This is a genomic window from Frankia sp. Mgl5, assembly GCF_023242985.1.
In the GTDB taxonomy this organism is placed as follows: Bacteria; Actinomycetota; Actinomycetes; order Frankiales; family Frankiaceae; genus Parafrankia; species Parafrankia soli.
Window position 1 is genome coordinate 124,066 of the sequence record NZ_JALKFY010000010.1, and the last position, 9,782, is coordinate 133,847.

General features: G+C 69.4%; 6 protein-coding genes and 4 pseudogenes. 9 read left to right on the forward strand and 1 reads right to left on the reverse strand.

The window, feature by feature from the left end; genetic code table 11:
- Positions 1–191: 191 nt before the first annotated feature.
- From MXD62_RS07520 to MXD62_RS40120, 3 genes and pseudogenes are all read left to right on the forward strand, one after another.
- On the forward strand, positions 192–3,113 hold the full coding sequence (locus MXD62_RS07520; protein ID WP_248828691.1) for a LuxR family transcriptional regulator: 2,922 nt from the start codon (positions 192–194) through the stop codon (positions 3,111–3,113).
- A gap of 399 nt (positions 3,114–3,512) precedes the next feature.
- On the forward strand, positions 3,513–3,863 hold the full coding sequence (locus MXD62_RS07525; protein WP_248828692.1) for a hypothetical protein: 351 nt from the start codon (positions 3,513–3,515) through the stop codon (positions 3,861–3,863).
- A pseudogene (locus MXD62_RS40120) lies at positions 3,860–4,781 on the forward strand (hypothetical protein). Before MXD62_RS07525 ends, MXD62_RS40120 begins: the two are co-directional and overlap by 4 nt.
- A 126-nt stretch (positions 4,782–4,907) precedes the next feature.
- Here the strand turns inward: MXD62_RS40120 and MXD62_RS07540 are convergent.
- On the reverse strand, positions 4,908–5,381 hold the full coding sequence (locus MXD62_RS07540; protein WP_248828695.1) for a hypothetical protein: 474 nt from the start codon (positions 5,379–5,381) through the stop codon (positions 4,908–4,910).
- A gap of 252 nt (positions 5,382–5,633) precedes the next feature.
- On the opposite strand from MXD62_RS07540, the gene MXD62_RS07545 reads away from it, so the two are divergent.
- The 6 genes and pseudogenes from MXD62_RS07545 to MXD62_RS07565 all read left to right on the forward strand — a co-directional run.
- Entirely contained in the window at positions 5,634–5,810 is a 177-nt protein-coding gene (locus MXD62_RS07545; protein ID WP_248828696.1) for a hypothetical protein, read from the forward strand.
- A 1,441-nt stretch (positions 5,811–7,251) separates the two neighbouring features.
- A pseudogene (locus MXD62_RS40125) lies at positions 7,252–7,335 on the forward strand (RNA polymerase subunit sigma); the annotation flags it as partial.
- Positions 7,336–7,426: 91 nt separating this feature from the next.
- Complete coding sequence (locus MXD62_RS07550; protein WP_248828697.1) at positions 7,427–8,074, forward strand: zf-HC2 domain-containing protein; 648 nt, start codon at positions 7,427–7,429, stop codon at positions 8,072–8,074.
- A 624-nt stretch (positions 8,075–8,698) separates the two neighbouring features.
- A pseudogene (locus MXD62_RS07555) lies at positions 8,699–8,887 on the forward strand (ABC transporter permease); the annotation flags it as partial.
- Between the two features lie 286 nt (positions 8,888–9,173).
- Complete coding sequence (locus MXD62_RS07560; protein WP_248828706.1) at positions 9,174–9,527, forward strand: hypothetical protein; 354 nt, start codon at positions 9,174–9,176, stop codon at positions 9,525–9,527.
- A 64-nt stretch (positions 9,528–9,591) separates the two neighbouring features.
- Positions 9,592–9,782, forward strand: a pseudogene (locus tag MXD62_RS07565) (ABC transporter substrate-binding protein); the annotation flags it as partial.

Sequence of the window (9,782 nt, forward strand, 5' to 3'; positions counted from 1 at the left end):
CCAGCAGGCGAATGCCGCCCGACACTCCTGCGAGGTGTGCCGGTGACTGAGCCGGAAGTTGGCCATGCTCACGATCATGTGCCATGGCGAGCAAGCCCGGCATCGGGGGAGTCCGCCACATACGTACGGGTTGATGGGGAAGGCCCGCCATGTTCTTGGCGGACCTCCGCCACTACCCTTGACGGGTGGCCATGCCGCTAGTAGGGCGCGAAGGCGAGCTTGCTGTTATCGAACGCATCCTGGCGGAACTTGGCGGGCCGGCACAGGCGACGCGTACTCCCATGGTCATGCAGGTCATCGGCGAACCGGGTATCGGTAAGTCGCGGCTGCTTGCAGAGGCGGCCGGACGCGCCGACCAGCGGGGCTTCCTCGTCCTGGAGGGGACGGCCTCGGAGTTCGAGGAGGACGTAGCGTTCGCCGTCTTCGCGGATGCGTTGGATGACTATCTAGTCGGGCTCGACGGCCGCGGGCTCGAACGGCTCGAGCCCGCCGCCCTCGCGTATCTCGCGGCCGTCGTCCCAGCGTTGGAACGGCGGGCCGGCGGACCGGTGCTTGCCGTGGCCGCTGAGCGGTACCGCATCCACCGGGCGGTCCGCACGCTGCTGGGCCTGCTGGCCGAATCGGCGCCGCTGGTCCTGATGCTGGACGACGTGCACTGGGCTGACACGGCGTCAGGCGAGTTGCTGACCTACCTGTTGGCGCATCCCCCGCCTGGACCGGTGATGATCGCGGCCGCTCACCGGCCGGCTCAGCTGTCGGATCGGGTACGGGCGGCGTTCGATCGCGGCCATTCGGCGGGGCAGGTCGAGACCATCGAACTCGGCCCGCTGACCCGACCGGACGCCGAGCTCCTCCTCGGGGACACGGCTCCTCCGGGCGCCGTGGAGGCCGTGTACGCAGAGTCCGGGGGTAACCCGTTCTACCTGCTGGAGCTCGCGCGCGCGGCCGACCGCGGCAGCCACCTCCCCGGCGGCGGCCTGCGCGCAGGGGAGATCCCGCGGCTCGTGGGCGCCGCGATCAGGCAGGAAATCAACCCCCTGCCCGAGGCGGCACGCACCCTGGCATGGGGTGCGGCGGTCGCCGGGGAACCGTTCGACGTCCAGCTTGCCGCACTGGCCGCGGGAATATCCGATGCGGACGCACTTGGCCTGGTCGACGTGCTGGCGGCGGCCGGGTTGGTCCAGCCGACCGACGTGCCGCGCCGGTTTACCTTCCGCCACCCGCTGGTCCGCCGCGCCGTGTACGAGTCGGCCGGGCCAGGCTGGCGCATCGGGGCGCACCGCCGCCTCGCCGAGGCGCTGCGCCTCCGCGGGGCGCCACCAGTGGAGCTCGCTCACCACGTGGAGGCATCGGCGCAGCCCGGTGACGACGACGCGATCGCTATCCTGACCGCCGCCGGCCACGCTGTGACCAGCCAAGCGCCGCTGCTGGCCGCTCGTCGCCTCGACGCCGCGCTCCGCCTGACGCCCACGGGCGATCGCCATACGACGAAGCGGCTGGAGCTGCTCGTACCCCTGGCCACCTCGCTGGGCGCCGCCGGGCATTTCCAGGACAGCCGCCGCGCACTGCTGGAAGCGCTCGCGCAGCTGCCGGCGGAGCAGATCGGAACGAGGGTCCAGCTCGAAGCCTTCTGCGCCGGGGTCGAGCACTTCCTCGGTCTACACGACCACGCCCATCACCGGCTACGGGCCGCGCTCGACCAGCTGCCCTCGCGCCGGTCCACCGAAGCTGCCGCGCTGCTGATCGAGCTCGCCGGCGACGGGTTCTGGCGCGCGGACTGGCCGGCCCTGCGCGAGCGCGCCACGGAGGCGTTCACGCTGGCTGAAAGCCTCGACGATCCCGCCGCCGCCGCGACGGCCCACTCCCTGGCCGCGGTCGGCCTGTACTCCGACGGCGAGCCCGAACGCGGCGTGCAATCACTGGACACCGCCGCCACAATCGTCGACGGGCTGACTGACCTTGAGCTGTCCGCTCGGCTGGACGCCACCTACTACCTGGCCGGGGCCGAGTGGCTGCTGGGACGGTGGGAGTCGGGTGTCCGGCACGCTGACCGTGGCCTCGCCGTCGCCCGGACGTCCCGACAGGGCCAGTTCTTCGTCATGACACTGATCAACAAGGCCATGTCCCTGCGCCAGCTGGGGCGCCTGTGGGAAGCGACGGAGGCTGCCCAGGAAGCCGTGGACAGCGCCCGGCTCGCCGGCCATGACCAGCTTCTGGCCTTCGCGCTGCTGACCGACAGCTGGGTCGCGCTCGGGCGTGGTGACGTCCAGCAGGCGGTGGCGACCGCAGAGGACGCCCTCGTCCTCTCGGGTCGCCTCGGGCCGTCCTCCGTCGCCGCCGCCTCCGGCTGGGCACTCGGCGACGCGCTGTTAGAAGCCGGTGACCCGGCACGCAGCGTTACCGTCATCCTCGATACCGTCGGCGGTCCCGAAGCCCAACTCATGACACCCGGCTATCGATGTCACACCTGGCAGGTGCTCACCCGGGCCACCGCCGACCGCGGCTTGTATGACGACGCCCAGGCGTGGCTGGCGCGGCTCGAACAAGCAGCAGCCCGGCTGGGCACGCCCAGCATGCCCGCCGCGCTGGCCGACTACGCCCGGGGTCACGTCCTGCTCGCGCAGGAACATCACGAGGAGGCCGCCACGGCAGCGCTGGCCGCCGCCCGGACGGCCGACCGCATCCGCGCCCGCCTCGACGCCGCCCGCGCCCGCCTGCTCGCCGGACGTGCCCTCGCCGCGGCCGGACAGCATGCGGCGGCAACCGACATGCTCGACCGGGCCCGCGCCGAACTCCATCTGGCCGGCGCCTGGCGCGGCCACGACCAGGCGGTGCGCGAACTTACCAAGATCGGCATGAAGGCCGGACACAGCGCGCAACGTGGCAGTGGTGGGCGAGGCGTCGAGGTGCTCAGCCCACGTGAACGAGACATCGCCGAGCTCGTCGCAGCGGGACGAACCAACAAGCAGATCGGCACCGAACTCTTCCTCTCCGCCAGAACCGTGGAACGGCACCTGACTCACATCTTCACCAAACTCGATCTCTCCTCCCGTGCCCAACTCGGCGCCCTGCTCCACGGCGAACCAGCAACCGGCAAATCAACTGACCACTGAAAGTGGTCCACACGGGAGTGAATGCCGGCCTGTCCACCTGGCGCTGCAGAATCGCGAGTTGGTGCCGCAGCGCCAGGATCTCTGTGTCCTTCTTCCGATCGCTCATGGGTAGGAGGTGTAGCAGCGTAAAGGTGTGGATCACGGCGAGATAGGTCAGGCACAGCAGCACGGCAGATCATGATGCCACATCCGGCGCCGCCGGCCCGAGCCACGAAGGACGTCGCCGTGGGTGGACTTTCACCTCTCTGGCCTGCGCGGATGGGTTTTCGGTAAGCGCCCCGTCCGCTACGGCCGTCGGGGCTGTGGGCTTTCGCGGTCGGGAGCCACTACGGCAACCACCACCAGACCCACGACCCGGACCAGTCCGACAGAGCGACCACGGCGAGGGCGGAGGATCGGATGAAGCGTCTGACCGGGCGGTGGCGGATCGTGGAGATGGACCTGTGGGACCAGGATGCCATCGACCTCGTCGGCCCCGGGTACATCGAGGTCGACCGGGACGGGACCGGCGAGTTCGGGTTCATCGCCGTTCGCGGCTGGATGGACTGTCGTTGGGGCACGCGCGACGGCCGGCCCCTCGTCGAGTTCAGCTGGGACGGCGACGACGAAGGCGATGAGATCAGTGGGCGCGGCTGGGCCGTGCTGGGCGACGGCGACGTGCTCAGCGGGCACCTGTTCATCCACAGGGGCGACGACTCGGCGTTCCGCGCGACACCGTTCTCCCACACCAACCCGCGGGACTGGCAGTGAGCCAGTACCAGTACTACGAGTTTCTTGCCCTCGACCGGACGCTCGACGCACGGGCGCAGGCCGAGATTCGCGCGCTGTCCACCCGCGCGCGGATCACCGCCAGCAGTTTCGTCGACGAGTACCACTGGGGCGACTTCCGCGGCGATCCGGACCGGCTGATGGGGCGCTACTACGACGCGCACCTCTACCTGGCCAACTGGGGAACGCGGCGCATCATGTTCCGCCTGCCGCGCAGCTTGCTCGATCTGGATGCGGCCGAGCCGTATTGTGTCGGTGACCACGTCATGGCCTGGACCGCGGGCAGGCATCTCGTCCTCGCCCTGACGAGCGAGGACGACTCCGGCGACTGGGACTACGAGCCGCAGGGCTCGCTGTCCGTTGGGTAGGACCGTCGACGACCCCACGCACCTTGCGGCCTGGGTGGCGATGCTGTCCACCGCGGAGAGGGACAGGCTGCTCCTGCGCGTCGTCCAGGATGAGGCCGCAGCCGTGCGGATGGAGATGCTGCGCCGGTTCCACGACGAAACGGCCCCGAGCGTCGCCGCTGATCCGCCGCGGCGCACGGTGGCCGAGCTTCTCGACGGGATGGCGCACAGGCGCGCCGAACGGCAGAGCCGCCAGGTCGCGGAGCGGGCCGAGGAGGAATCCCGCCGCGAACGAGCCAGGGCGCTCGCCTATGAGCGACGGCTAGACGAACTCGCCCACGACGAAGAAGCCACCTGGGCCCACGTCGAGGCGCTGATCGCCGAGCGTAAGCCCGCCGGGTACGCTGCCGCCGTCACGCTCCTCACCGACCTGCGGATCCTGGCTCAACGCAGTTTCCGGTTGGACGAGTTCGCCCTACGCTGCGCGGCCCTCCGGCAGGATCATGCACGCAAACCCAGCCTCCTCGACCGCCTGAACCGCGCGGATCTGTGAATGCGCCAAGCAGAACCGTCCCACCGGAACACGATCCGGCCGCGCTCGATCCGACGCCTACGGGCGACGTCCACGCACCGGCTGTGGTGCTGAGGCTTGGACCTCGCTCTGAACGCCGCAGTTCTTTCAGGCTCGACGCCAGGTCGCTTTCGGCAGGTGATATCGATCCTCGAGCTGTCCTTGGCGGAACGCCTCCTTGAGGAGGCCGCGGCGGCTCTTACCCGGGCCGAGCTGATTCAGCTCGTCGCGGCTCGGGCTCTCGAGGACCGGCTGTTCGCGGCCAGGCTGCTGAGACAGGCCGGCCGGCTCGACCCGGCGGATCCCGCGGAACTGGTGCGGGTTCGCCGGCTTGTGCGGGAGGCCGGCGCGATCCCGGACAGCAATCCGCGATGGGATCTGCACCATCTGGTCGAAGCGGGCCGAGCGATGCTGGCGGAACTGGAGATTGTCGCGGTCCGGCCGCCGACCGCCGAGTTCCTCGACGTCGTCGAGGAGGCGGTCAGGGTCGGGGATCGGCTGGCTGGCTATCTCCATGACGCATGGGACGTGTACGAGACCGAACCGGGCGAGATCGGCGAGCCTCTCGGCCGTTCCGTTCACGCCGCCCATAGACAGGGGGTGAAGCCCTCCAAAGAGCCACCGCCTGCAAACGACGACCCCAACATCACGATCGGGGCTCACGCCATCCGCGGGCGTTGCCCCCCGACTTCGCGTGCTGCCCTCAGCAGCGCAGGTGCCGCGCCGCCTCGCAGAGCGCCTCGTCGACCGGCCTCGGGGTGCGCCCGAAGACGGCGATGGTGGCGGTCGAGTCGAGGACGAACGGCCGGGTGAACCCCCGAGCTGCCCGTATCCATGCTGGCGCGGGGCGTCATCGGTTGGATTCACCTGTTCGGCGCGGTGAACTTCGAGCTCTTCGGCCGGCTGAACACCCTCGTCGAGGCCAGGGAGACGTACTTCGCTTTGCAGTCCCGGCCGTGGCGGTCTCAGCCGCAGTGCTCCCAGCCGCTCCCCCAGGACGAGCCAGCGTAACTACCGCCCCACTTCACACACTTCCCCGGCGCGTACACGTACACCGGCCCCGCGTAGTACTGAAAACTGCCCGAATCAGACTGCCGCGCCGAACTACCTTCCACCTGCACCCACGCACCCATCGACTCGGCCACCCCCACACCCGACCCCGACTTCAACGTCACCACACAGTTCCGACTACCGTTGTACAGCAGATAGATCACCGCCGTGTCACCCGCCAGAGAATGCCGGTCGATCTGCGAATACCCCGACCCACACACCTGCGTCGCCGAGTACGGATTCGGCTTCGGTGCGGGTGCGGGTGCGGGTGCGGGTGCGGACGTAGGCGCAGGTGCCGGAGCGGGAGCCGGCGCGGCCGGAGGCGCGGGGGCCCGTGCACCCTGGGATGCGGGCGGAACCGTCGGCGCGGGCGCGTCGGCGGGCGCGAGCGACCCCGAACCGTCGGGCTTGGACCCCGAACCACCGAGACCCGAGGTGGGCACCTGCCTCGACGGTTCCCCGCCGGCCTCCGGGGCGACCGGTGCCACGGAGCTGCCTGCCACGCCGACTTGCTGGGACGCGGATCCCGCCGTGTCCTGTTCCGGACGGACCCCCTTCGGCCCCTCCACGATCTCTCCGTCCGCGTCACGGAGATTTCCACCCGCCGACCCCGAACCGTTCGACCCCGAACCGTTCGACCCCGACGAGGTCCAGACGACCACCGGAACCGCGATGATCAGAGCGGCCACGCAGGCCGCCACCACAAGCAGAACGTTACGGCGCCGGCTGGGACCCGATCCCGGGCCCACGGCGGCCCCGCTGACAGGATCGGACGCATCCGGCCCCGGGCTCGCTGGCGGGACGACCGACGGCTGGGCGCGCTCGTCCTCGCCGAGCGGATACCCCTCGGATGGATGCAGGTAGCCGCCGCGCCCCGTCTCGTCGTCGGTCCCCGGCGGCGAGGACAGGTCCTGACGCGGATCTTCCACCTCAGCCAAGGACGGCCCACCCGGAGGATCACCGGCCGGACGGGACACCGCCGGCTCGCCACCGGATTCGTTCCCGCAGACCGGCCTGGTCGGGTTCGTACCGTCGGGCTCCGATGTCGGTTCCTGCATCGCCGGCGCTCCTCGGCAAGTAGGGGCAGAACGTCCGAAAGCTTGTCAGGACCGGATCAGGACCGGTCGATGTGGGGTCACCGGCCGGCCATGACCGCAGCGAGGTCGACATCGGTGAGCTGCTGATCACTTTGCGCGGTCAGGGCTGGCCCAGCGGCGTGCGATCCCGCAACGTGTCGCTCCGGCCCGACGGAGTTCGCTCGTACCTGTTCACGATCGCCAGAAACGTCATCACCGACGCCTGGCGGGCCGAGCGGCGACGGCCGTCATTCGGCGACGACGGCGGCGAGGTCGTGGCGGCCGCCCCCGCCGTCGACGACGTGAGCCAGGCCATCGAGGAGTGGGTGGTCGCGGAGGCGCTAGGTCGTATTTCGCCCGCGCACCGGGCTGTCGTCCAAGAGCTGTACTACGAGGGAAGGTCGGTACGCGAGGCGGCAGCCCGCCTGGCACTGCCAGAGGGCACCGTCAATATGCGATCCGCGCGCTGCGTGACGCCTCCGAGGAGATGGGGGTCGGTCGATGACACCCGAGCACGACGAGGTCCGGTTCCTGCTCGGGGCCTTCGTCCTGGGCGGTCTGGACGTCGACGACCGGAACGCCGTCGAAGCCCATCTCGCCGGCTGCGCCGGATGCCGTGCCGAACTCGACGAGACGGCGTCGGTTCCCACGCTGCTCCGGCGTCTGCCGGGCACTGCGGGGGCCGGTGAACCCTCTGGACAAGCTGCTCCAGCGGGTGCGCGCCGACGACGGTCGGTTCACCGAACCCGCTCCCGGCGCCTCGCGGCGGTCGCTGCTGTGCTCGTCCTGTGCGCCGGAATCGGTCTCGTCGTGAACAGTCCCTTTGCCAGGGCACCGAGTGGGCCCTCCACCTCCTTCGTCGCCGCGACGGGCACGGCGATCACTGGCCGCGCCACGCTCATCACGAAACCATGGGGAACGTCGCTGGCCGTCGCGTTCGACAGCCTTCCCGGCAGCGGCCCCTTCGCACCGGAGGTCGCCAGCGTCGACGGCACGACGGAACGAGCGGCCAGCTGGTCGTCGACGCCGACAACGAAGGCTGATGTCGTCGGAGCGAGCTCGATCCCAGCGGATGCCATCGACGCGGTTCGAGTCGTCGACCGTGACGGCTTGGTGCTCGCCGTCGCTCACCCGCGGGGCAGCGAGTAGGCCACCGTCGCGTCTAGATACGGAGCCTCGGACGGAGCTGTGATTATCGGTGCGACCTATCGGCTACCCACAGCCGGTTCGGCCGGTCCGCGGCGAAGTTGTGTCGGATCAGAGTCCGCGAGCCGCTCGGCCGCCGGATCCGACACCGTGGTCCGCCGCTTGTGGGTCCGCCGCTTGTGGTCACCGCGGACCGCGCCGACCAGGTCCAACTCGCCCATCAGCCGCTCCACCGTGCGGTTCCCAGCCTTGTCAGTGGAACCGCTATAGCCATTTCTGCCAACCGGCTGCGAGACGGAATGTTCTGTATGTCTCTATTTGGGTGATAATTGAGTATAAATACCCTGTGTGGGGCTGGTGGCCGGGCCTGGCCTGGTTGGTGGTGGTCGGGTGAGTGGGGCGCGAGGCCGAGGGGCGAGTCGTTCTACTCCCGAGTAAACATTGGCAACGTCATGATCAGCGGCTATAACCCTCTCTGAGAGATCTCGGTGTATTCGCTGCTAGTGACGCTGCACGGACCGATTCGGTCGTTGTCATGCCCTCTCCAGGACCAAGAAAGCGAGCTGCGTCGTGCTCACTGCTGCGAGACGAGCCGGACGGAGCCTACTGGTGATCTTACTCGTCACCATGGGCGCGGTGGCGTTGCCGGGCCTGGCGCCAGGTTCGGTGGTCTCGGTCATCCTCGGCGAGAACGCGACCCCGGAGGCGATCGCAGCACTGAACACGAAGCTGAGCATGGACAAACCGCTGTGGTCGCAGTACCTGAACTGGCTCTGGGATGCGGTGTGCGGTGACCTGGGCGCCTCGCCGGTGACCGGGCAACCTGTCGTCGTCGAGGCGATCGTCGAGCGGCTGCCGATGACGTTGGAACTGGCGGCGTTGGCACTTGTTTTTGCTCTCCTCGTCGCCGGGGCGCTGGCCGTGGTGTCCGCGACGTGGCCCGGGACGGCGATCGATCGGGCGATCACCGCACTGTCCTCGGGTCCTCTCGGTACCCGCCTTCATTGCGGGTCCCGTGTTGACCTACGTCTTTGCGATGCAGCTTGGCCGGCTGCGGTGACGGGGTGGTCCCACCCTCGCCTGGTCGTCGCGGGAGTTCGTCATGGCCGAGCGGAACATGGGCGAGAGCCGCCGGCGGATCCTGTCAAGGGAGATCCTGCCCAACCTGTCGCCCCCGTTGGGGGCCTACCGGCCGATCGTGATGGCCGCCCCAATCGTGGCCGAGGGGCCGTTCAGCTCCCTGGGCATGGGCATTCCGCCGCTGCAGCCGAGCTGGGGCGGGATGATCTCCGATGGCAAGGATGCGATAACCGATGCCCTCCACATGGTGTTCGTCCCGCCCCCCGTCATCTCCTTCACCGTGTTCGCGCTCAACGAAACAGGCGACCACGCCACCAGTTCGGCCACACTCTGCACGACTGACCACCCGCCCGTAGCCGGGCGCCACCTGAGCTAGCCGTCCCCAGTCCCCGCGCCCTTTGCCGCTTTACCGATCCCGAACACTGATGAAAGGTCCCCTGATGATTCGTAAGACGCGATTACTCGTCACCGCTGTCGCATGCTGTGTGGCGCTCCTCCTGGCCGCATGTGGCGGCGGCGGTGATACCAGCCCGTCCACGGGCGTCTCCGCCAAACCGGTGGCGGGCGGCGAAGGGCGGATCCTCACGCTGAGTGATCCGCGCACTCTGGATCCGGCGATCCTCGGCAACGC